Source organism: Paenibacillus aurantiacus, from assembly GCF_042431225.1.
Classification (GTDB): domain Bacteria; phylum Bacillota; class Bacilli; order Paenibacillales; family Paenibacillaceae; genus Paenibacillus_Z; species Paenibacillus_Z aurantiacus.
The window spans coordinates 15,470-38,356 of record NZ_JBHMDO010000023.1 but is presented as its reverse complement, the minus strand read 5'-3'; the positions used below and the strand labels follow the sequence as shown (position 1 = coordinate 38,356).

Here is a 22,887-nt window from a genome sequence, read left to right as displayed (position 1 = left end):
TTTTGGGTCAAATGAAGTCCTAACGTAGAAACGATAGCTTTATAAATCACTGCGGCGGCCGATTAAAAAGATAGTGGGATTGAAATTCGGACTCAAGTCCGTGCAAATCCAGACGGTCTTATCAATTGACATATCGAGAAAGATCGATATAATAAGGCGTATGAAACCAATAGACGTCTTTAAAGCGTTGTCGAATGAGTCAAGGCTCCAGATTTTGCAATGGCTGAAAGAACCCAATCTTCATTTTCATCCCCATGAAGGAGTGGATATGGAACAAATCGGGGTGTGCGTAAGTCAAATTACCGAAAAACTGAACATGACGCAGTCGACCGCATCCCAGTACCTTACAATGCTTCAGCGGGCGGGCTTAATTAAGACCAAACGAATCGGCAAATATACGTACTATCTGCGAAATGAGGAAGCGATATCCAGGCTTGCCGATTACATGCGAGAGGATATGTAGGAGAAAAAGGGGTTCGTGATGCGAATCCGTTTTTTTTGGTGTGATACATCGATAATTTGCGATATGTCTTATTGAAATTAACATATCGATAATTCACGAATCATCTTTGTATAAATCGAATTTGAATAAAGGAGTTGAAGATATTCCAATGTCAAACAGTTGGAAAATTTATTTACTTGCCCTTGTCAGCTTTTTGATCGGTACGTCCGAGTATGTTTTATCCGGGATTCTGGACCGGGTGGCTGGCGCTTTGGATGTTTCTCTTGCTGCAGCCGGGCAATTGATTACGATTTTCTCTTTGGTCTACGGGCTATTCACGCCGATCCTCATGGCAATGACGGCCAGGATGGACAGGAAGAAACTGATTTTGTACAGTGTGGGGTTATTTGTGATTTCCAACATATTCGCCTTTGTGCTTCCAGGGTATGGGTGGTTTATGGGCGCTCGCATTCTCATGGCCGTCGGCGCAGGGACGGTTGTTGTGACCGCACTGAATATTGCTGCTAAAATCGCTCCCGAAGGGAGGCAGGCGAGTTCTATCGCCACGGTTGTTATGGGCTTTACCGCATCGTTAATTATCAGCGTCCCCCTTGGCCGGGTGATCGCGAACGTTTATGGCTGGAAGACCGTATTTGCAGCAGTCGCAATGCTTGGCATCGTCGCTATTGTCATCCTTGCGCTTACGCTTCCTGAAGTTAAAGGGGATGCGCCTATCCCGCTGCGGAAGCAGCTCAGTCTCTTGAAGAAGCCTAAAGTCGCGCTGGGATTATCGGTTACCTTCTTCTGGGTCGGAGGGTATTCCATCGCCTATACGTACTTGTCTCCGTTCCTGCTTCAGGTATCGGGGCTGCCTGAGCGTTATCTGAGCGGAACGTTGCTCGTATTCGGAATTGCCAGTCTGATCGGATCCAAACTCGGCGGTTATAGTACGGACCGGTGGGGCGTTTATCGCACATTGCTCGGCGGGATGGCGATTCATATCTTGATGCTGGTTCTTCTATCGCTTGTGACGGATTCACCGGCTGGCGTTATCGCCATTCTATTGGTCTGGTCGTTCTCCGCATGGTCGACGGGGCCGACGCAGCAGTATCATTTGACAACTATTGAGCCTGAAGCGACCGGCGTTATGCTCGGCCTGAATCAGTCCATGATGCAGCTGTCAATGGCTGCGGGCGCTGGACTCGGCGGGGCCGCGATCGAAACGGTCTCGCTTTCGTTCACTCCATGGCTTGGCGCGGCAGGTGTCGCGGTTGCGATTGTGGCCGCTCTCCTCATTTGCCGGCTGAACGGAAAACAAAAATCAGCGCGTTACCATGCAGCGACCGCCTCAAACGATCATTGAATGACATGCAGCTAGCGACATCCCCGCATCCCGCGGGGGTGTCTTTTCTTTTTTTTTGCAAACGGTGTTACCTTTTTATGGCTTCTTCGTTTTTTGTTACGAAAGGTGGGGGACCTTGCCGGCCAGAAAGATCGGCTGTCGTTGTTGCGCTAACGGGCAGATTAATTCCAATATGTGTTAATATGGAGGGGCGATAAACGCAAGCGACAAGGAGGGGAATTATGAAAGGGCTTGAACTTTGTAAGCTATTCTTTTTTCAAGAAGGATTGCCAAGGATTAAAGAAACTGCCCCAGAAGTATTACCCTACTTAGCAGCAGGATTAGGAGGAGGGTCACAATGCCATGGGAACGATGACGAAGTTTCTCGTGACCACGGATGGGGACCAGGCTTTGCAATTTGGTTGCCAAAAGAAATTAAATCAAGCTATATAGAGAATTTAAGGATAGCTCTCGAGCTCTTACCGAAACAATATTTGGGGTATGGTTGGTCAAATCCTGAAGAGGCTAAGTACTCCTGTCCAATCTTGAATAATGACGAGTTTATGATGGTTAAGATTGGAGTCACTTATGCTCCGGTTTCTGATACTGAATGGTTGAATATTTCTGAGGAAAAACTCTTCGAAATAACGCACTACCCCATTTTTTACGATGAATTCGGAGAAATGTCTAACCGATTTGATTCGTTTAAAAAATACTACTCTGAAGATGTTTGGAAAAAGCGGTTGGCTTCTCATCTTCAAGAAGCATGGAAATGGGATGTTCAATATGTAAAAAGGTCAGTTAAGCGCGGAGATATCATTTCAGCTAGTCTGTTATGGGGCAGATATGTAGAACATATTATGAAAGTTGTTTTTCTACTGAATCATAGGTATGCTCCATATGAAAAGTGGCTTTATAGAGAATTCCTCAAGTTGCCGTTGTTCGGTCAACAGGTCGGTGAAATAATATCAAGAGGAGTTCATCATCCTGCGGATATATCCAAGCTGACCGAAGATATTGAAAAGATAATAATAGAGGAACTGGAAAATTTGAGCTTCAAACCGGTCAATATACCAGACGCTGCTTATCCGAAAAGCACTCTCAAGCTCTTAGAGTATTCCATGGGGGTATTGGATGCAATTAAGAATCCGGATTTGAAAAATTAAGGCTATTTCAGACCCACTTCCTTCAACTTATCGGAGAACGATAGCTCAACAACCAACGACGGCAGCCGGCCAGATAGATCGGCTGTCGTCGTTGCGCTAACGGGCAGATTACAGCAACATTATGTAAAACAGGTTCGTCTAACAGGGTACTTATAATCGCAAGAACGGGGGGCGAGAATTTTTTGAAGAAAAGAATCATACTCAGTTTATTTCTTGTCTTGTTTATAGGCTTGTTATCCTCATGTACGGATAGCGACAACGCAGAAGTAACAGATGAACAATCATTGAAAATCGTCATTTTTCAGGGATTGAACTACATGGTAACTGATGAGGAAGTGAAGGACGAAAGTATTGAACAGAAAGTCGGAGAAGTGAAGTCGTATTCCAATAAAAGTGGACAGCACTATGTTGTAGATGCTTTTTCAAACACTTATCAGATAGGTACGGAATTGTATAAAATCAAAGAACAAGACGTAAAATCAGCGATAGCAGTAAAAACCGAGGGAATATATCTCAAAGCAGTTAAGCGGTGATTAAGCTAACTGGGAACGATAGCTTAATGATCATGTTAGGCGGTGAGAAGACTGAATAACGAACGTTACCAAGAAATTAACGGATACAATTACGACAAAGCGATGGAGGCTTTGCACTCGGGTGAAGTTAAGAAAGTCGTAGATGCTCTACTGGCACTTACCTTTCATAATGATGATTGGAAAGCTGTACAGGAAATATGTATTCGCTGCAGTTCCGACCAGAATCCAAACGTCAGAGGGATAGCGATCTTGTGTTTTGGTCACCTTGCCAGGATTCACGGTGATCTGGAACAAGACAAAGTTCTTCCCATTGTACGTAACGCATTAAATGATCCAAATGAGTTTGTTAGATCCCATGCAACAAGTGCGTTGGACGATATTCACTTTTTCCTCAATTCGCACTAAGTTGTTAAGCTAACTGGAGACATTAGCTTAATAATCACTGAGAGGGCAGCTTACAAACATACAGGGAGATCGGATAACTATATAAGTTCTTGTCATTTACTGCCATTGTCGGAGGAAGAACATATATTCATTATAGGCCGCATATGTTGCGGTTTTTTCTTTTTAAGGATATATGTTCTTGTCAAAAGTGCATGACAAGAACATATATCCTTAGCCGTAAATGACAAGAACATGTAGTGATTGCCGTAAAATTCTCGGGTAGTTGTTGAACTCTAATGGAGTTTCTATGAATTTCTGGCTGCTAACTATTAGCTGTGATTTCCGGTGAACGCGAGTATCTTATCCCGCGCCATAAAGAGCTGCTCTAGCCAAACAAGCAAACAAGCCTCCCATGGATGTCCCATAGGAGGCTTGAGAATTATCTTTTGGAGGTTGCAGCTGCGGTAACGTTTGATGGTTGAATCCGAGTAGTAGAGCTCTGCGGCTTCCTCCCGAATACGGTGATCACAATAACCGCAGCGATAATAATGACGGAGGCTACCAAAGAGTTGACGGTAAGCTGCTCATCGGCCAGACACCAGCCCAGGAATAACGCGACAATCGGATTGACGAAGGCGTAGGTGGATACCCAGGTGGGATCCGCACTTTTCAGCAGCCAGATGTAGGCGGTGTAGCCGCATATGGAGCCGAAGAAGATTAAATAGCCCAATGCCAGGTAAGAACGCAGGGAGATGTCGCTCGGATGAAGCTTGGACCAGTCCCCCATAAAATAGGAAGCGATGAGAAGCAGGGCACCGCCCACAAGCATTTGGACCGCCGTGGACATCATCGGCGAATTGGGTAAACGGGCTCTGCGGGAGTACATGGAGCCGGCCGACCAGCAGATGGAGGCAATCACTAGGGTGATCAGACCAATGGCATCCAGGCTTTTGTCGGATTCACCGCCTGTATGCGAGACCAGAACCACGATTCCGCTGAACCCCAGGATGACACCCGCAATAGTCCCTATGCCGGGCGCCTTTCGGCTGCCAGCCCAGTTGAAGGCGATGATCCATAGAGGAACGGTCGCGACCAGCATGGATGCGATAGCCGAAGGGACCCGCTGCTCCGCCCATGCCACCATCCCGTTGCCTCCCAACAGCAGCAATGCCCCTACGATCCCGGCTCCTCGCCATTCCCGGGCAGAGGGCCGGCCTTCACCTTGCATCCGGGCTAAGACGTAAAGCACGCCTCCGGCTATGAGAAACCGGGTTCCCGCCATCCAGAATGGAGGCATGGTTTCGATAGCTACCTTCATGCCCAAGTAAGTGCCGCCCCAGAATATGTAGACGGATAACAGAGCGATGATAACGATCCAAGGTGTTGAACCCTTAATAGATGAAACTTGATCCGGTACACTCCGTGTTTTCAATTCGGTTCTTCTCCTCTGCTCGTGATTCTTATATTTCTTTTATTTCGTTTTCAAGTATGGTAGACAGGATGAAGGTTGTGGAGGTTTCCAGAATTTCCGGGAACTTGACCAAATGATCGATCAGCCTGGTGATATCCTCCGGGGCGGAAACCCGCACCTTCAAGAGCATACACCACTCGCCCGCAAGACGCTGGCATTCCAGGAGGGTGACACCCGGGATTTGCAGCTCTACAACGATGCCCGCCAGCTCGCTGTAATTCTGGCATTTGACCTTGACGAAGATAAGGGCTTTGATTTTCTGTTCCAGCTTCCTCCAATCCACCACGCACCGGTATCCCCGAATTACACCGTTTTTCTCCAGCTTGCTCACCCTTTGGTGAACGGTCGGGCGGGAAATATGCAGCAGCCGGCTGATCTCCTCGTGAGTGAGTCTTCCGTTTTCTTCAAGCAACCGCAAGATCTGAAGATCGATTTCGTCCATGACAATCCTCCTTGTTGGAAATTATATCACGCTCTGACGAATCGTTAAGTATGTGCGAAAAAGTTGAACGTTTTGTCATAGAATACGGCGATTGGAATACAGAATTGTCAGGCTAGGGGGAAAAATCCCCCGTTATTCTAACGAATCGTAATTCTCCTCCGAACAAGCCGCCCCTGAGACTTGGCTCCGCAGACTCTGGGAGGGAGCCCGGATACCATTGCCCGGTGCGGACGATTCCGTACGGGCTGTTCGGTAAAAATAAAGTATTAGACTGAAAAATAAAGTATTAGACCGTGAAAATAAAGTTGTAGACTGGCCGCAGCCGTTAAGCTATAAGAACGTTAGTTGAACTCAGACAGCGGCAGTCTAAGACTTTATTTTTCAAGTCTTGGTCCGCCGCTCTTTCATTTTTATAGTCAGTCTAATACTTAAATTTCGAAGTCTGACGATTTCCAATCTATTTAAACCCGTCTGATCAAGGTTTTCAGTCTAGAACATAATTTTCACTGAACAGTGGCTCCGAGGGCGTAAAGCGTGTCCGCCCAAGCGGACGTAAGCGAAGGTCAGCACGAAGCCGCATCAAGCGCAGAACCCCTACAGGATACCACCCAAGGCAAACCGTAACGAACGAAGCTCGAACAAGAGCCTGTCCGAAGGACAAGCGAGCTGCCCTCAGAAAAGACACATCAGTTTAACTAAATGAAAAACCTACTGAAGCTTTGTCCATCAGGACAAAAGCGTGCCTAGCTCAAGCCAACCCGCCGACCGCGAACAATCGTGGCAGCACGAAATTGGGTGTCCTGAGCGTTTTTCAACGGAAAACGCACTTCGGAAGCATACGCTTGGGCGAAGCCCTTTGGTTCCCCTCGGCGGAGGGCAATGCTGTTAGGTTAAGGAAAAACGTTAGACTTCAAAACCGACTGAAGCTTTGTCCGCGAGGACAAAAGCGTGCCAGCTCGAAGCAACCCGCCGACCGCGAACAAACAAGCCAGCACGAAATGGGGAGTCCAGAGGGCGAAGTCCTATGGTTCCCCTCGGCGGAGGGGGAAGGGGGAGGTAGAAACACCGAGGGTTGCGTGAGAAAAGGGGATCAAAGGGGTACTACCCCTTCACCGCCCCAGCCGTCATCCCCGCCACAATCCGTTTATTAAAGAAAATGAACAAAATCAGCGGCGGCAGCGAGATTAAGATGATATCCGCGAACAGCAGGTTCCACGACGTGTTGTACATGCTCGTGAAGTTATAGAGCGTCAGCTGGATCGTGGCGTTCTTCGCGCCGGGCAGGAAGTACAGCGGATTGACGAAGTCGTTATAGATGCCGACGGCCGACAGCACGATGACCGTCGAGTTGACCGGCATGAGCAGCGGGAAAATCATTTGGAAGAACATCCGGACCGGACCGCAGCCGTCGACCAGCGCCGCTTCGTCGATCTCCCGCGGGATGGTCGCCATGAAGCCTTTGTACAAAATCGTTGCGAACGACACGCCGAGCGCGGTCTCGATGAGCACGATACCCGTGATCGTCTTGTACAGATGGATCGAGTCGAGCACCCAGATCGTCGGCACGATCGCCGGCGGGATCATTAATCCAGCCAGAATGAGAAAATTGATCGGCCCGGACCAGCGGTCGGCGCGTCGCTGCAGCACGTATCCGGCCATGGCGCACACGATGACCAGGACGACGATGGAGAGCAGCGTGATCAGCGTGCTGTTCCAGAAGGCGCGGATGACCATGCCGTCCTGCGCGGTCAGCACCTCTTTATAGTTATCGACAATATGAAAAGACTTCGGCCAATCGATGTTGAGCAGGGACGACTCCGTCCGGTCCTTGAACGAGTTGACGATGACGAAATAGAACGGAACCCAGAAAATGCCGACCGAAAGCGCGATGGCGACGATTTCCCAGAATAAGCGGACTGCGCTGCGTTTCTTCATAGGTCTACCTCTCTCTTGGACAGCAGCATGAACAGCGGGAAGGCGAGCAAGGAGACGCCGATGAATAGAATCACGTTGCCTGCGGTCGCGAGGCCGTAGAAGCCGCCTTGGTATTGCTTATAAATAATCGAAGCGATCAGGTCCGTGCTGAAGCCCGGTCCGCCCTTGGTCATCGCCCAGACGAGATCGAATGAGCGGAGCCCGCCGATGAAGGACAGGATGATTACCGAATTCATCGCCGGGGCGGTCAGGGGAATCGTAATGTGCTTGAACTTGTCGAAGGCAGTACCGCCGTCGATCTGAAGCGCCTCGGAATAGTCTTGCGGAATGGACATGATGCCCGCGATATAGATGACGGTTGCCATGCCGACGCCTTTCCATACATCGACGAAGGCGACGGAGAGCAGCGCGATGCTCGTATCCCCGAGCCAATCGGGTCCGACGATATTCAAGTAAGACAAGCCTTGATTAATCAAGCCTTGGGTCGGATGCATCAACGTGCTGAACGCGATGCCGACGGCGATCGTGCTCAGCAGGGTCGGGAAGAAGACGACGGAGCGCAAGTAGCCTTTGCTTCTCAAATTGGACGTCAGCGCAACGGCCAAAAGCAGGCCAAGCGCGACCTTCAGCACGCAGGTGACGACCGCGTAGATGAGCGTGTTGCGAAATCCGATCGTCAGCGACGATTCGGAGAAGAACGTGACGTAGTTCTCCAAGCCGATGAATTCCCAGTCCGCCAGATCCCAGCGGGTCAAGCTGAAGAAGAACGACATGACGGTCGGCAGAAGGAAGAAGATGAAGTAGATGATGCCCAAGGGCAGGATGAACGCATAGCTATAGTAATGCTTGCTCAGCTTTGTCATTATGATCGCTCCCAAATCCTATTTACGACAGGGACCCTGCGCTCGGCAGGGCCCCCGTCGGTCGGTTCCGTTCGCTTACCAGCCGGCGATTCCGAGCTGCTTCGCTTGCTTCTCGACATCTTTATCATAGGCTTTCGCGCTGTCCTCCGGCGATTTCATGCCCGCGCCGGCTTCGACCGTAATTTGCGGCAGGTTCGGTCCCTTCAGCGGGGAGAGGAACTCCAGCGCCGGCGCGTTGGCGTTGTTATCGAAGTACGGCATCATATCTTTGACGCCGCCGTAGGCGTCGTCCGGCAGCATGGCGCCTTTGATCACGTAAGGACCTTCCGGCTTTGCTTTCGTTGCCATGAGCGCCATTGCTTCCGGCGTGACGAAGAAGGACATCCATTTTTTGGCGGCTTCGATATTCTTGCTCTCCTTATAGATGGAGATGGCAGCCGGCATCCAGACGGTCAGACCGTTCTTGTCCGCGCTATCGCCCGGTTGGGCGAAGACGCCGATGTCGTCGATTTTGTCCGGGTAGGTGGCGAAAATGTTGGAGAGCGCGAACGTCAGCATCGGGTAGTGGACGCCGGTTCCGTCGACGAGCATTTTGAGCGCTTGGTCGTACGTCGTCGCCAGGTAGTCTTTGTTCATGTAATTCTTCACGGACGCAAGCTTCTGGAAGCCGCGCACCGCCGCAGGCGTCGTTTCGAATTTCGCCTTGTTGTTCGTGAAGTCGTCCGCGAACGTCGGCATCTCGGCTTGAACGTTGTAGTAGTCCGCGAGCAGGATGAGCTGGGACGTCCAGCTGTCCTTGTAGGAGCCGATGACGGCGGTTTTGCCGGCGGCCTTGATCTTCTCGTTGTTCGCCATCAATTCGTCCCACGTCTTCGGCACGGCGAGGCCAAGCTCGGCATAGACCTTCTTGTTGTACAGCCATGCGCCGGCTTGCGAGGAGCCGCTTGGCGCAGCGAAGACTTTGCGGTCGACGCTGACGGTCGGGAGGAACGAGTCCATGACGTTCTGCATGAACGGCTCGCTCGTCAGATCGACGAAATATTTCTCCGGCTGGAGCGACTTGAAGAGGGAGCCGGCATTGTAGAAGTTCAGGTCGGTCATTTCGCCGGAGACGAGTCTCGTCTTCACGAGATTGTCGCCTTCGCCCCCGCCCGGACGGAGCTCGTATTCGGTCTTGATGTTGAAGCGCTTCTCGATTTCGTCCGTGACGGCTTTGAGTCCTTCGGTCGAGGTTTGATTGTCGATCAGCATCTTCAGCGTGACGGTCTCTGCGTAACGCTCCGAGCTTGCGCCGTCGGCCGGCGCGTTGCTGTTTGCCGCCGCATTCGTTTCCGTGCCGCCATTGTTCGTCTGCTCGGCACCGCCCGAGTTCGCGTTATTCCCCGAATTCGCGTTGTTGCCGCATCCCGCGACCAGTCCGGCGACGAGGATCAGGCTTGTCGCCGCGGTCAGTACTTGTTTGGATTTCGCACGCATCGTTGTGAATGCCTCCTTTGATTTCGGCGCGTTAGAGCCAAGCCCTCCTTGGGCCAGTAACGCTGTTCGTGAGTGAGCCGCACGTGAATGGCTTCGCTTGCTTGCTCCTGTAAACCGAATTGTAAAGGCTTACATTCGATTGCGTAAGCGCCGCATTTTTTGGCCGTGTCGGATTTTTTTGGGGGATAAGAAATAGTAAAGCGTGTCCGCCCAAGCGGACGAAAGCGAAGGTCAGCGCAGAGCCTCATCAAACGCATAAACCCAACAGGATACCAACACAAGGCAAAACGTGGCGAACGAAGCTCGAACAACAGCCTGCCCGAAGGACAAGCGGGCTCCATCCGAAAGGACCCACTGAAGCTTTGTCCGTCAGGACAAAAGCGTGCCGTGCTCAAGCCAACCCGCCGAATGCGAACAATGGTGGCAGCACGAAAAAGGGTGTCCAGAGGGCGAAGCCCTTTGGTTCCCCTCCACTGGAGGGGGAAGGGGCGAGGAAGAAAGTGGACGATCACTGCACTAAATCGAATTCCACCCACATTGTTGGGGTCCGGCGGTCAACCTATAATGAGCTTACGAACGACAAATACCATTAGGGGAGACCTGATAATGACGACGACCTCGCTCGCGAAAGCGGCACGACCGGGTGCCGAACGAGCTGCCGCCAGGAGAGGGCCGTGGCGGTACTTCCTCCGTCACCGCGCCTTCTACATCATGCTGGCGCCCGGCCTGCTGTACTTCCTGGTGTTTAAGTATTTGCCCCTGACGGGCAGCTTCATCGCCTTTCAAGACTTTAATATTTTCAAAGGCTTCTCGGGCAGCGAATGGGTCGGCTTGAAGTGGTTCCGGCAGCTGATCGAGTACCCGAATTTTGGGCGGTTGATTAAGAATACGCTCGTCATCAGCCTGTATCAGATCGTGTTCGCGTTCCCGCTGCCGATTCTGCTCGCTCTGATGCTCAACGAGGTACGCCAGATGGCGTACAAGCGCATCGTGCAGACGGTGCTGTACCTGCCGCATTTCCTGTCGTGGACGATCGTCTTCGGCTTGTCGTACATGCTGCTCTCGCCGACGAACGGCCTGTTCGCGTCGATCTTCTCCGGTATGGGCGCCGACGGCGGCATCCTGCAGCAATCCGAATACTTCCGACCGGTCATCATTATTTCCGGCATCTGGAAGGAGATGGGCTGGAATGCGATCATCTTCATCGCGGCGCTGGCCGGTATTAGTCCATCGTTGTACGAGGCGGCCAAGATGGACGGGGCGAACCGGTGGAAGCAGTTCTTGCACATCTCGCTGCCGGGCCTCTTGCCCGCGATCATGATTCTGCTTCTGCTCAAAATCGGCCATATTCTCGACTCCGGCTTCGAGCAGATTTATCAGTTCCTCACTCCCGCCGCGTTCGAGACGGGCGACGTGCTGGACACCTACACATACCGCGTCGGCATTTTGCAGGGGCAGTACAGCATCACGACGGCGATCGGATTGTTCAAGTCGGTCATCGGCTTCGTCCTGCTCGTCATCGCCAACCGCGTCAGCCGCTGGACGACCGGCGAAGGCATTTATTAGGATGGAGGGACTGAAGACGCGATGAGAATCAAACGCTCCATGGGAGAAAGAACGTTCGACGCGGTCAATGCGATCCTGCTAGCCATCTGCTGTCTGGCCGTCGCGATCCCGCTGCTCTACGTGGTGGCCGGCTCGCTCAGCTCGAACGAGGCGATCATGCATTCCGAGGTACGGCTGTGGCCGGTCGGCTTTAATCTGGACAATTACGATTTCGTCATTCATAATGCGGTGTTCTGGCGCTCGTTCGGCGTAACGATCATGATCGTCGTCATCGGCACCGCAATCAATATGGTCATGACCTTGCTGACATCCTACCCGTTGTCCAAAGCGTGGCTGGGCGGACGCAGGCCGATTATGCTGTTCATTATCTTCACGATGATTTTCCAGGCGCCGATGGTGCCGATGTATCTGCTGATCAAAGAGCTGCATCTGCTCGATTCGATCTGGGCCTTGATCATCCCGAGCGCGCTCAGCGCCTTCAACATGCTGCTGTGCATCACCTTCCTGCGGTCGATCCCGGAGGAGCTGTTCGAGGCGGCGCGCGTCGACGGCATGAACGAATACCGGATCCTATGGCGCATCGTGACGCCGCTCTCGATGCCGATTAACGTAACGCTCATGCTGTTCTATGCAGTCGGCCATTGGAACAATTATTTGGGACCGCTCCTGTACGTGACCGACCGGTCCAAGCAGCCGCTGCAGCTCTACCTATATAATCTTATTTCTCAATTCGATATGGACTCGGCCGGCGGCGAATCGGTGCTGGAACTTTCCTCCCGGCTGACGCCGCAAGGGCTGCAGATGGCGACGATCGTCGTGGCCACAGTGCCGGTCGTCATCATCTATCCGTTCCTGCAGAAGCATTTCATCAAAGGGGCGCTGCTCGGCTCCGTGAAAGAATAAGGGGAGCCGAGGAGGCGACTCGAATTCCGTTATGCAAGGAGGTGATGGCGGCATCGACGATCGGCACGAGGCGGCAGACCAGGCAGCATCAGGCATCATCATGCATTCATTCCAAGGAGGGTCATACTCTTATGAAAGCAGCGTACAAAAAAAGATTAGCGGCACTATGCATCGCAGCTCTAACGATCACCGGCACGGCATGCGGTGAAGCAAGTAATAACAAAGCCAATAACGAAGCAGCACCCGCCGCCAACGCTTCCAATGCTGCGGCCAATAAAGGCGAGGCTGCCGCCGAACCGGCTTCGATCAGCTTGTTCGTCTCCAACAACGCGGAGCAAATTCCGCCCGGCAAGTCGATGGATTTGGCCACGGTGAAGTATCTGGCCGGCAAAACGAACACGAATCTGGACATTACGTTCCTGCCGCACGAGAACTACATGGAGCAGCTGCGCCTCAAGTTCGCGGGCGGCGATATCCCCGACGTTCATATGGTATGGGGCATCGAGAATTCGGAGCTGGTGACGAACGACCTCGCGCTCGATTTGAAGCCATACCTGGAGAAGTACGGCCCGAATTTGTTGAAAGAAATCCCGCAATCCGCTTGGGACGCGGTGACGCTGGACGGCAAAATCCTCGCCATTCCGCAGGTCGCCCAAGGCAACGCGCCGGCTGAACGGGTTCTCTACGTCCGCAAGGATTGGATGGATAAACTCGGCCTCGCCGTGCCGAAGACGTCCGACGAATTCCTGAATATGCTGCGGGCGTTTCGCGATAAGGACCCGAACGGCAACGGCAAGAAGGATGAAATTCCGTTCGCGAGCCGCGAGAAGTTCGAATGGATGGACAACGTCCTCGGCATGTACGGCGTGAACCTGGACTCGAATACAGTCAGCGACGGGAAGGTGATGCCCGGCTTCGTCACGCCGAACATGAAGCAGGCGCTCGGGCTGCTTCGCACGATGTACGAAGAGAAGCTGATCGATCCGGAATTTCTGACCAACTCGCGGGCGGTGTGGGATCAGAAAATCAAATCCGATCTCGTCGGTTCGTGGAATCACGTCGTGCTCGGCGTCTGGGACTCCTGGCAGAAGGAGATGAGCACGCTGCTGGCGGACAAGAAGCCGAACGTCGTGGCGATTCCGACGCCGAAGGGCATTGGTTACGAGGGCGATGTCGGCCGCGTGGAGAAATCGGTGCTGAAGACGTTCGTCGTCAAGAAGGACGCCGCGAATCCGGAGGCGATCGTCCGGATGTTCGATTGGCTCGCGACGGAGGAAGGCCAGCTGTTCGCCGATCTGGGCATCGAAGGCGAGACGTTCACGAAAGCGGGCGACCAGCTGACGTATAACGCGGAGGCCGACAAGGATCTGAAGTGGAGACAGGCGGTCTTCACGCTGCACGGCTTCAACGAAGCGGCGCAGAAGGTGAAGATCAACAACGAGGAAGCGTTCAACAAGCTAATGGCGACGATCGAGACGTCGCGCAGCGAAGGGATCGAGAACCCGACGGCAGGCATGGCGCCTTCCCCGGCGATGACCCAGAACGCGGAGCTGTCGTTCAAAGGCAGCTTGTTCCAGGAGGCGGCGGCCAAAATCGTGCTCGGCGAGAAACCGCTCGATTACTTCGACGAGTTCGTCGCGAGCTGGAAGAAGCAGGGCGGCGAGCAGGCGATCGAGGAAATGACGGCTTGGTACAACGAGAACCGGAAGTAAGAAGCTGATTGGTTTGCGTTCCCAATCGAAAGATTGGGAATGCAGCATTCAGCTAATGAAGCTGATTGGTTTGCGTTCCCAATCGAAAGATTGGGAATGCAGCATTCAGCTAATGAAGCTGATTGGTTTGCGTTCACGGTCGAAAGACCGAGAATGCAGCATTCAGCCAAAGAAGCGAGTTTGAACGGATGTCCCTCTTCCCGCGCTGAGGGCAATGCTGTCAGGTTAAGGGGAAACGTCCGACAAAGCCGCTTGTGGCCTAAGCTGACAGGCTTCTACACGCTGACATCTGAGGACTGCCTTTCAAAACCAACTGAAGCTTTGTCCGCGAGGACAAAAGCGTGCCCCGCTCAAGCCCACCCGCCGACCGCGAACAATCATGGCTGCACGAAGAAGGGAGTCCAGAGGGCAAAGTCCTTTGGTTCCCCTCGGCGGAGGGGGAAGGGGGAGTCAAAGGGGCGGAGCCCTCCTTAACCTGCGGAGAGGGAAAACTTAATTCCCGGAAAGGGTGAGCATGATGCTTCACCGGTCGTACAAAGGAATCACGATGCTGCTGGTAGGCCTATTGATCTGGACGTCCTGCTTGGCAAGCGCGGCGTTCGCCCAGCCGTTGACGGAAGAAGAGCTGGGGGCTATCGAAGGCAGCCAGGTGCTGATCGACGATCTGCGCAAGGAAGGCGCGGCCTTGAATGCGGAGGCAGCTGCCTATGGGACGATGGAAAGCGTAACAGCCGAGGGCCAGTCTTTCGCGGAAGCGCTCCGGTTCCGGACGGTCACGCAGCCGGCCAGCACCTATCTGCTCCAATACGTGCTGCCTATTGATGCACCGATCGCGAAGGACGACGTGCTGCTCGCGACGTTCTATGCCCGGACGGTCAGCTCGACCGTCGAGACGGGCGAAGGGCAGATGGCGCTCGTGCTGGAGAAGACAGGGACCTGGGAGAAGTCGCTTACCGAGACGGTCGCGATTCCGACGCAGTGGAAGAAGTTCATCGTGCCGATCCGGGCCGCGGTGGACATGCCGAAAGGGCAATCGCAGCTGGCGCTGCGACTGGGCTTCAAGCCGCAGACGGTCGAGATTGGGGGGCTTACGCTTACCAATTTTATGAAAGCGGTTACGTTCGATCAGCTGCCGAGCACGCCGATCAGCTACGAAGGAATGGAGGATGATGCGCCTTGGCGCGCCGAAGCGAACCAGCGGATCGAGCAATACCGCAAAGGCGACTTCGAGATCGTCGTCGTAGACAAGCAGGGCCAGCCCGTGGCAGGAGCGGATGTTCGGCTTAACATGACGAACCATGAATTCAAATTCGGCTCGGCGGTCAACAGCGCGATGGTGATGGGGACCGACTCGAACGCCGAGCAATACAGAACCAAGCTAAAGGAGAATTTCAACTCGGCCGTCATGGAGAACGAGATGAAGTGGCCGTGGTGGGAAGCAGATCGGTCCCGGGCGGTTAAGCTGTACAACTGGGTCGGCGAGAACGGCTTCTCCGTGCGGGGGCACAATTTGCTGTGGGACAGCGAAAGCCGGCTGCCTGCGGATATCGGCGGGCTGCTGCAGGACAGCGTCAAGCTGGAGGAGCGAATCGCCAATCACATCTACGAGACGGCGGGCTTCTTCCGCGGACGATTGCTGGATTGGGATGTGCTGAACGAACCTGTGCTCAACCATTGGATTCGGGGGCAATACGGCGACGCCATCGCGGCGGACTGGTTCAAGCGGGCCAAAGAAGCCGATCCGGCCGCCAAGCTGTTCGTGAACGAGACGCAAATTCTCGGCGTGGACGCGCCGGTCATCGCCAGCTTCTCTTCGATGCTGCAGAAGCTGAAGGATCAAGGCGCGCCGCTCGACGGCGTCGGCATCCAGGCGCATTTCGGCAGCACGCCGGTCAGTCCGATGGCGTTCTATGACCAGGTGACGCACTTCGCTCAATATGCGCCGGAGATTGCGATTACCGAGTTCGATATGAACTCCCCGCGCGAGGACATCCAGGGGAAGTTCACGCATGACCTGCTGCTGGCGATGTTCAGCCATCCGAACGTGACGTCGTTCACGCTGTGGGGCTTCTGGGACGGCGCACATTGGCAGAATAACGCTCCGCTGTTCCGCAGCGACTGGAGCTTGAAGCCGTCGGGCGAAGCGTGGCGCAGCCTGATCTACGACGCTTGGTGGACGGAAGCAGAGGGTGAGACCGACACGAGCGGCGTATATGCAGCACGAGGCTTCTACGGCAACTATGAAGTAAGGGTGACCTACGATGGCGTCAGTCAGACGACCCCGGTTTCTTTCCTGAAGAACGGCGAGCGTCGCGTAACCGTCGTTCTGGGCGAGCAGCCGCAGCCGGCCAAACCGTTCGAGCCGCTGCCGCTGCCCGCGACGGGCGTGGACATGACGGCGCCCGTCTGGCCTTACGGCAGCGCGTTCGGCGCGTCGGATCCGTCGCCAACGTCGGTGACGCTCAGCTGGCCGGCCGCGCGGGACAATATCGCGGTGAAGAGCTACCGGATCTACAAGGACGGGACATTCCTGCTCGAGACGGCGGCGAACGTGACCCGCTATGATGTGACGGGGCTTGCGCCCGGCCGGAGCTACACGTTCGCCGTCGAAGCGGTGGACGGAGCCGGCAATCGTTCGGTTCTGGGCGGGAATATGCCCGTGAAGACGTTGTCCGATGCGGACCAGACGCTTCCTGGCTGGAAGCGAGGTTCGCTGCTCAAGCTGAGCGAGCCCGGCGAGACAAGCGTCCAGCTGAAGTGGCCGGCCGCCGACGACCGCAAAGGCAAAGTTATCGGCTACAAAATCTACGTGAACGGTCAGCTGGAAGGCGAGACGGCTGCGCGCGATTATACGCTGAACGGCTTGTCCCCGAATACGCCGTACACCGTTCGCGTGGTGGCGAAGGATAATAAAGGCAACTTGTCCGAAGATGGTCTCGTCGCAGCGTTCCGGACGAATTGGGCGACGGATACAGCGGCTCCGGCATGGATGCAGCCGGCGTTGACGTCTACCGAGCTGACCGCGGACGGCGTAACGCTGCACTGGAGCGGCGCGCAAGATGCCGTTGGCGTAGCGGCTTACCGGCTTTTCGAGGGCGACCGGGAGATCGTTACACTGCCGCCGTCGGAAGCATCTTATCGGATCGAGGGCCTGTCCGAGAAGGGCGGCTACACGTTCCGTGTGGAAGCATCCGACGACGCGGGCAATTGGTCGGATACGGGGCCGAGACTGACGATTGTGACGCCTTCCGCATCGCGTGACGTCACGAAGCCGAGCTGGCCTTCGAGCCGCAAGCTGGAATACGCTTCGCTAACGGACCGGTCCGTTACGCTGCATTGGACGGCCGCTGCCGATAACGAAGATGTGGCCAACTATCGGATTGTGCAAAATGGCGATGTCATTGCGACCGTAGAAGGCGGCGTCCAAGAATATGCGGTAGAGCGGCTGGAGTCTGGGCGCACATACGCGTTCCGGATCGAAGCCGGGGATGACGCCGGCAACTGGTCATCCGGCGGACCGTCCGTCGCAGTGACGACGCCAGCTGGCGTCGTTCGAAGCGAGACGAAGGTGTATCCGAGCGGCGACGCCTTCATTCAAGCTCCCGCCGTATTCGGAGGCGACGGCACGAACCAGAACGCCCTCGGCTACTTGCGGTACAAGAACGCCGCGGGCGCATCGGGGAGCGAGCAGAACCGGAATACGGGCAACAATCGGCGGGTCTATCTGCAATTCCCGTTGCACGACATCAAAGGATCGATCGATTCGGCGACGCTGAATCTGTACGTCTACGCGGTCCAGACGCCAAATGTAGATATTGGACTCGATGTCTATGCGACCGGCGACGATTGGACGGAGACGACGATCAATTGGAAGAACAAGCCGGCCGATGGGAGTCGGATCGGCGGCACGGTCGTACGGAACGCGGGCTATTGGAAGTCGATTCCGGTCACCGGTTACGTCGTCTCGGAGATAAACGGAGATCGGGTGGTTAGCTTCAAACTGACGGACGACAAGTGGCTCGATCAGAATGTGGACATGTACGCCAGAGAAGCTTCCGGGGCGAATGCTGCGTTCAAGCCTTATCTGCTGATCGGTACGGAAGACGTCCCCTCCGATACCGAAGCTCCAGTGTGGAATGTCGGCCGGCTTGAGGCGGGCAGCGTGAAGCCGCACAGCGCGACGCTCGCCTGGACCGCCGCGGCGGACAATGCGGGCGTGAACGGGTATCGCATCTATCAGGAAGGGATCGCGATCGGAACGGTCGCGGCGGATCAATTGGCCTACGAGGTGAAAGGACTGCGTCCGTCCGCGTCGTACGTCTTCAAAGTCGAGGCGTTCGATGCTGCGCAGGAATCGACGAACGGGCCGACGCTGCGGATCGCGATGCCGGTCGCGGATACGGCGCCTCCGGTGTGGCCGGCGAATTCGGCGCCGCGAGCCATCGATATCGGCAGATTCAACGCGACGATCCAATGGCCGTCCGCTAGCGACAATTACGGCGTCGAGACGTATGTCGTCTATAACGGGACGAAGGCCGTGGCGGAGCTGCCGGGGAAGGTGATCGCCTACCCGCTTGCCGGTCTGCGGCCGGGAACGGCTTATACGATCCGCATTGCCGCGCGAGATGCCGCAGGCAACGAGACGGAGAGCGCCGCGCTCAAGCTGACGATCACGGCCGCCGACACCGCACCGCCGAAGTGGAACGCGGGCAGCAAGGCCGTCGTCTCGTCCGAATCGGTCTCCGGCGGGTGGCTGGCATGGCCGCAAGCGGTGGATGAGACGGAAGTGGAAGTCTACCGGATTTACGTGGACGATCGCCTGGTTGTCGAGGTCGGGAAGACGATGCGCGGCTACTTCATCACAGGTCTTCAGGAAGAGAGTTCCTATTATGTCCATATTGTCGCGGTCGACGCGGCCGGTAACGTCTCCAAGCCGCTCAAGGCGGAGAAGCTGCGGACGCTTGCGCGGGATACGATCTTCCCGCAATGGCCGAGCGAATCCCGGATTATGGCGACGCTTGGCAAAGACGGCGTGAAGCTGCGGTGGGACCGGGCTGAAGATGACACGGAGGTGACGCAGTACCGCCTGTACCGGGACGGGGTAATCATTGCGCAGGTGGACGGCCGGAAGACAAGTTATACCGATGCGGGGCAGGACGGTGCAGAAGCGGCGTATAACGTGGAGGCGTCGGATGCGGCCGGCAACTGGACGACGCTGGGGCCGAGCACGGCGAGTGCGGTGTTCGAGGCGCCCTAGTAGAATACGGCTCGCTAGACGGTAGGAGCGGTTCGCTGCCAATGGCGTTTCACCCTGTCTTTCCTAAAACACGCGCGTCGGTTACAGTGGAAGTGGCGGTACAAGTTTCGACAGGGGGTCTGCCGGTTTGCTAGCTAGCATCACGAAGAAGGTCAAACAATCGCTCAAATGGAAGCTGGTGACGATGATCGCGGCGATTCTGATCTTGACCGTGTCGGCGATCGGATATGTCGGCTACAACCAGACGATGCGTTCCGTAGGCAAAGATATCGATCGTTTGAGCAAGCAGATTTTGACTCAAGCGAACATGAATCTCGACCGTTATTATACGGAGTACGAGATGATCTTCCTCCTGCTCGGGAGCAGCCTGGAATACCGCGAATGGCTGCATGCCTCGAGCCAGCCATCGCTGACGTCGTTATCGGTTCGCTACTACGAGCGCATCAAGGAGAATTACTTGAATCGCGTATTCCTGCAATATCCGGAAGTGATATCCGTCTCGATGTACAGTCCGGGCGGCTTGGAGCAGCATTTCACGAACGCGGCGATTCTGGCAGATGACTACAGCATCCGCAGCGAGGCGTTCCTGGGCGAGAGCGGGCAGTACGACAAAGTGAAGTTCATCCCGAGAATCGCGGATTATTATATGGACCGGTCGAACAAGAGGATGGCGAAGCCGGTGCTGACGCTGTTCAAGCGATTCTATGACGGCTATCTTCGCATGGATATTTCGCTGACCCCGTCGCAGAACGTCATGGACCGGATTAATATCGTCGATTCGAGCGTGGCGGCCGTCATCGACGGAAGCGGCATGATCATCCACCATTCCGATTCGAGCGAAGTGATGAAGCGGATGGACGAGCGGGTCGTGAAGCTGCTGGCGGCGAAACAGCAGGGGTCGATCTACGATTCGTCCCGGCAAGAGCTGATCGTCTACCAGTCCATCGCGCGCACAGGCTGGCAGATCCTTGCCATCATCCCTTATGAGAAAATCGCGGGCAGCCTCTATCATGTACGCAATACGACGATCGTCATCTCGGTCATCGCGCTCATTATCGCGGTGATTCTGACCTATTGGGCAGCCGGTTCAGTCGTCAAGCGGATCGCGAAACTGCGGCAGGCGATGCTGTTGACGCAGGTGAAGAACGATTTCAACCTGCGCGCGCAAGTGGAGGGGACCGACGAGGTGACCGATCTTGGCGCGTCGTTCAACAAATTGCTCGGCCACCTCGAGCGATCGGTCCACGATCTGGCCGAGACGCGGGTGCAGCAGCATAAGGCGGCGATCACGGCGCTGCAATCGCAAATTAATTCGCATTTTCTGTACAACACGCTCGAGACGATCAATTCGATGGCGCTCATCTCGCGCAATCCGGATATCGGCACGGTTGCCGTGTCGCTCTCGCACATGCTGCGCTATACGTCGAACTATAAGGAGTGGGAAGTGACGCTCGAAGACGAAATCCGGCATGCCGAAGATTATCTCGGCATTATGAACGTCCGGTTCGGCGACGAGGTGACCTATGAGCTGAATATTCCGCCTAAGCTGAGGCGGGCCCGCTGCTCCAAAGCGCTGCTGCAGCCGCTCATCGAGAATTGCATCAAGCATACGCGGGAGACGACGGCGGAGGCGGTGACGATCCGGGTCGCGGCGGAGGTGGGAGGGTTGGACAAACTCAAGCTATCCGTACGGGATAACGGCGCAGGATTCTCGGAGGAAGCGCTGATCCAATTGCGCAGGGAGCTTCGTGGAGACGGCCTGCAGGCCTATCCGTTGACGGGCGTCGGTCTATCGAACTTGATCTATCGTCTGCACATGTTCTACGGGGGCGAAGCGGACATCGCGTTCTATAATGACGGACCTGCGGGCGGAGCCGTCGTCGAAGTTACACTCCCGCTGCATCTCGACAACAAGAGCACGGGAGGAGAGGATTGGTGCGATGTATAGAATCTTGGTCGTGGACGACGAGCATCTCATTCGTCAAAGCTTGTCCATGCGGTTGTCCGAAGTGCAGGGCGTGAGCGTCTCGGCGGCCATGGCGAACGGACAGAAGGCGCTGGAGTGGCTGGACGGCCACTTCGCCGACATCTGCGTGACGGACGTTCGGATGCCGCTCGTCGATGGGCTTCAGCTGATCGAAGCGATTAACGAGCGATACCCGTGGATGAGCTGCATCGTCATCTCCAGCCATGATGATTTCGAATACGCCAAGCGCAGTCTGCAATTGGGCGCGGTCGACTACATCATGAAGCCGATCGAGCAGGCGTCGCTCGCCGAGGTGGTGGCGAAGGCGTGCGCGCAGCTTCATACCCGTCGCCGTTACGAAGCGGGCCAGCTGCTGCTCCGCAGGTTGCCGGGGTGTAAGCCGCTGCTCGATCAATGGGTGGACATGGTGCTGTCGGTCTTCCTGCACCGCCAGCCGCTGCTCATCGTCGAGACGCTGGCCGCGTTCGAGGACTGGCTGGATGGGCGCCATGAGCTGCTTGGCGAGCTGGCGATGGCGTGGACAGGACTCGTGATCGACGAGTTGAAGAAGCATGGCGTTGTTATCGAGTATGAAGAAGGCGCGGACGACGGTCTGGGTGGGGAGCTGCTGGAGAGCCGGGGCGTGCGGCATTATTTTCGGCTATGCGCGGTTCGGCGTCTCGAGGAGGTGGCCAATCTGCTCATGGCCGGCGCGAGGAAGAACAAGAACCTCCAGAAGCAAAGCGTCGTTGACCAGGTCAAGCATTACGTCGAGCTGCACTATGCAGGCAAATGGAACCTGCAGGATGTGGCCGATCACGTGGCGATGAGCCGATCTTATCTCGCCATCTTGTTCAAGGAGGAGACGGGGATGACGATCTGGACGTACTGTATCAACGTCCGGATGCGCAAAGCCCGCGACCTGCTGCTGACAACGAACCTGAAAAGCTACGAAGTCGCAGATCGGGTCGGCTACGAGAACAGCATCCATTTCTCGCGAATCTTCAAGCAGTATCACGGGATCAATCCGACGGAATACAAGAACCGGTTCGAGGAGGGGTAACCTGGCCGCTTCTATCACCCGTTCGGGGTATACTTCTTCGGTGTCGAATCATGTTAAAATGGCTTCATTATAGCCGGAGGTGCGATGATGCCAGACAATCAAAAACCAGAAGAACAGCAGCCGAACACGACAGAGATCGAGGATATTACCCAAGAGCTTTCGGAGGAAGAAATGGAAGACGTACAGGGCGGCTTGACGGTTAAGAAAGTATCGGATTACAGCAAATCCAGAGCTGGCCGCGGAAGAGGGGCATAAAGAAGAGGCGAGATATAAACCGGCCTCTCCGACAAAGAGATCTTGACAAAAAGGATTTGGACGCACGTAGAAGATGATTCCTGTACTGGACAGGAGTCATCTTTTTTTCGT

General features: G+C 55.0%; 17 protein-coding genes. 12 read left to right on the top strand and 5 right to left on the bottom strand.

What is annotated here, in order from left to right; all coding sequences use genetic code 11:
• The first annotated feature begins 160 nt into the window (after positions 1 to 160).
• The 5 genes from ACFFSY_RS14235 (at position 161) to ACFFSY_RS14215 (ending at position 3,888) form a co-directional block, all read left to right on the top strand.
• Positions 161 to 463, top strand: a complete 303-nt coding sequence (locus ACFFSY_RS14235) for an ArsR/SmtB family transcription factor (RefSeq protein WP_377495031.1) — start codon at positions 161 to 163, stop codon at positions 461 to 463.
• Positions 464 to 611: 148 nt separating this feature from the next.
• A complete protein-coding gene (locus ACFFSY_RS14230) occupies positions 612 to 1,805 on the top strand; it encodes an MFS transporter (protein WP_377495029.1) in 1,194 nt (397 codons plus the stop codon).
• Positions 1,806 to 2,026: 221 nt separating this feature from the next.
• Positions 2,027 to 2,950 carry a DUF4037 domain-containing protein gene (locus ACFFSY_RS14225; protein WP_377495027.1) on the top strand — a complete coding sequence of 308 codons (924 nt, stop codon included), beginning with the start codon at positions 2,027 to 2,029 and terminating at the stop codon, positions 2,948 to 2,950.
• Between the two features lie 182 nt (positions 2,951 to 3,132).
• Positions 3,133 to 3,483 carry a hypothetical protein gene (locus ACFFSY_RS14220; protein WP_377495025.1) on the top strand — a complete coding sequence of 117 codons (351 nt, stop codon included), beginning with the start codon at positions 3,133 to 3,135 and terminating at the stop codon, positions 3,481 to 3,483.
• Between the two features lie 102 nt (positions 3,484 to 3,585).
• Positions 3,586 to 3,888 carry a HEAT repeat domain-containing protein gene (locus ACFFSY_RS14215; protein WP_377495099.1) on the top strand — a complete coding sequence of 101 codons (303 nt, stop codon included), beginning with the start codon at positions 3,586 to 3,588 and terminating at the stop codon, positions 3,886 to 3,888.
• Between the two features lie 418 nt (positions 3,889 to 4,306).
• Here the strand turns inward: ACFFSY_RS14215 and ACFFSY_RS14210 are convergent, their stop codons facing one another.
• The 5 genes from ACFFSY_RS14210 to ACFFSY_RS14190 form a co-directional block, all read right to left on the bottom strand.
• Entirely contained in the window at positions 4,307 to 5,299 is a 993-nt protein-coding gene (locus ACFFSY_RS14210; protein ID WP_377495022.1) for an EamA family transporter, read from the bottom strand.
• A gap of 28 nt (positions 5,300 to 5,327) precedes the next feature.
• Positions 5,328 to 5,780: an Lrp/AsnC family transcriptional regulator gene (locus ACFFSY_RS14205; protein WP_377495020.1), complete on the bottom strand. Its 453-nt coding sequence runs from the start codon at positions 5,778 to 5,780 to the stop codon at positions 5,328 to 5,330.
• Positions 5,781 to 6,881: 1,101 nt separating this feature from the next.
• Positions 6,882 to 7,715, bottom strand: a complete 834-nt coding sequence (locus ACFFSY_RS14200; protein ID WP_377495017.1) for a carbohydrate ABC transporter permease — start codon at positions 7,713 to 7,715, stop codon at positions 6,882 to 6,884.
• Positions 7,712 to 8,578, bottom strand: a complete 867-nt coding sequence (locus ACFFSY_RS14195; RefSeq protein ID WP_377495015.1) for a carbohydrate ABC transporter permease — start codon at positions 8,576 to 8,578, stop codon at positions 7,712 to 7,714. Before ACFFSY_RS14195 ends, ACFFSY_RS14200 begins: the two co-directional genes overlap by 4 nt.
• A gap of 75 nt (positions 8,579 to 8,653) precedes the next feature.
• Positions 8,654 to 10,054: an ABC transporter substrate-binding protein gene (locus tag ACFFSY_RS14190; RefSeq protein WP_377495013.1), complete on the bottom strand. Its 1,401-nt coding sequence runs from the start codon at positions 10,052 to 10,054 to the stop codon at positions 8,654 to 8,656.
• A gap of 606 nt (positions 10,055 to 10,660) precedes the next feature.
• On the opposite strand from ACFFSY_RS14190, the gene ACFFSY_RS14185 reads away from it, so the two are divergent.
• From ACFFSY_RS14185 to ACFFSY_RS14155, 7 genes are all read left to right on the top strand, one after another.
• Positions 10,661 to 11,620 carry an ABC transporter permease gene (locus ACFFSY_RS14185; protein WP_377495011.1) on the top strand — a complete coding sequence of 320 codons (960 nt, stop codon included), beginning with the start codon at positions 10,661 to 10,663 and terminating at the stop codon, positions 11,618 to 11,620.
• Between the two features lie 21 nt (positions 11,621 to 11,641).
• A complete protein-coding gene (locus tag ACFFSY_RS14180) occupies positions 11,642 to 12,523 on the top strand; it encodes a carbohydrate ABC transporter permease (RefSeq protein ID WP_377495009.1) in 882 nt (293 codons plus the stop codon).
• A gap of 131 nt (positions 12,524 to 12,654) precedes the next feature.
• Positions 12,655 to 14,235: an extracellular solute-binding protein gene (locus ACFFSY_RS14175; RefSeq protein WP_377495007.1), complete on the top strand. Its 1,581-nt coding sequence runs from the start codon at positions 12,655 to 12,657 to the stop codon at positions 14,233 to 14,235.
• A 514-nt stretch (positions 14,236 to 14,749) separates the two neighbouring features.
• On the top strand, positions 14,750 to 19,492 hold the full coding sequence (locus tag ACFFSY_RS14170; protein WP_377495005.1) for a fibronectin type III domain-containing protein: 4,743 nt from the start codon (positions 14,750 to 14,752) through the stop codon (positions 19,490 to 19,492).
• Positions 19,493 to 19,619: 127 nt separating this feature from the next.
• A complete protein-coding gene (locus ACFFSY_RS14165; protein ID WP_377495003.1) occupies positions 19,620 to 21,440 on the top strand; it encodes a sensor histidine kinase in 1,821 nt (606 codons plus the stop codon).
• Complete coding sequence (locus ACFFSY_RS14160; RefSeq protein ID WP_377495001.1) at positions 21,433 to 22,521, top strand: response regulator; 1,089 nt, start codon at positions 21,433 to 21,435, stop codon at positions 22,519 to 22,521. Before ACFFSY_RS14165 ends, ACFFSY_RS14160 begins: the two co-directional genes overlap by 8 nt.
• Positions 22,522 to 22,608: 87 nt before the next feature.
• The gene (locus ACFFSY_RS14155; RefSeq protein ID WP_377494999.1) at positions 22,609 to 22,776 is read left to right on the top strand and encodes a hypothetical protein; all 168 of its coding nucleotides are present in this window, start codon (positions 22,609 to 22,611) and stop codon (positions 22,774 to 22,776) included.
• Positions 22,777 to 22,887 lie beyond the last annotated feature (111 nt).

Coding starts and splice junctions, on each gene's coding strand:
- ACFFSY_RS14235 (WP_377495031.1), top strand. CDS start 161: ATGAAACCAATAGACGTCTTTAAAGCGTTGTCGAATGAGTCAAGGCTC.
- ACFFSY_RS14230 (WP_377495029.1), top strand. CDS start 612: ATGTCAAACAGTTGGAAAATTTATTTACTTGCCCTTGTCAGCTTTTTG.
- ACFFSY_RS14225 (WP_377495027.1), top strand. CDS start 2,027: ATGAAAGGGCTTGAACTTTGTAAGCTATTCTTTTTTCAAGAAGGATTG.
- ACFFSY_RS14215 (WP_377495099.1), top strand. CDS start 3,586: ATGGAGGCTTTGCACTCGGGTGAAGTTAAGAAAGTCGTAGATGCTCTA.
- ACFFSY_RS14205 (WP_377495020.1), bottom strand. CDS start 5,780: ATGGACGAAATCGATCTTCAGATCTTGCGGTTGCTTGAAGAAAACGGA.
- ACFFSY_RS14200 (WP_377495017.1), bottom strand. CDS start 7,715: ATGAAGAAACGCAGCGCAGTCCGCTTATTCTGGGAAATCGTCGCCATC.
- ACFFSY_RS14195 (WP_377495015.1), bottom strand. CDS start 8,578: ATGACAAAGCTGAGCAAGCATTACTATAGCTATGCGTTCATCCTGCCC.
- ACFFSY_RS14190 (WP_377495013.1), bottom strand. CDS start 10,054: ATGCGTGCGAAATCCAAACAAGTACTGACCGCGGCGACAAGCCTGATC.
- ACFFSY_RS14185 (WP_377495011.1), top strand. CDS start 10,661: ATGACGACGACCTCGCTCGCGAAAGCGGCACGACCGGGTGCCGAACGA.
- ACFFSY_RS14180 (WP_377495009.1), top strand. CDS start 11,642: ATGAGAATCAAACGCTCCATGGGAGAAAGAACGTTCGACGCGGTCAAT.
- ACFFSY_RS14175 (WP_377495007.1), top strand. CDS start 12,655: ATGAAAGCAGCGTACAAAAAAAGATTAGCGGCACTATGCATCGCAGCT.
- ACFFSY_RS14170 (WP_377495005.1), top strand. CDS start 14,750: ATGATGCTTCACCGGTCGTACAAAGGAATCACGATGCTGCTGGTAGGC.
- ACFFSY_RS14160 (WP_377495001.1), top strand. CDS start 21,433: ATGTATAGAATCTTGGTCGTGGACGACGAGCATCTCATTCGTCAAAGC.
- ACFFSY_RS14155 (WP_377494999.1), top strand. CDS start 22,609: ATGCCAGACAATCAAAAACCAGAAGAACAGCAGCCGAACACGACAGAG.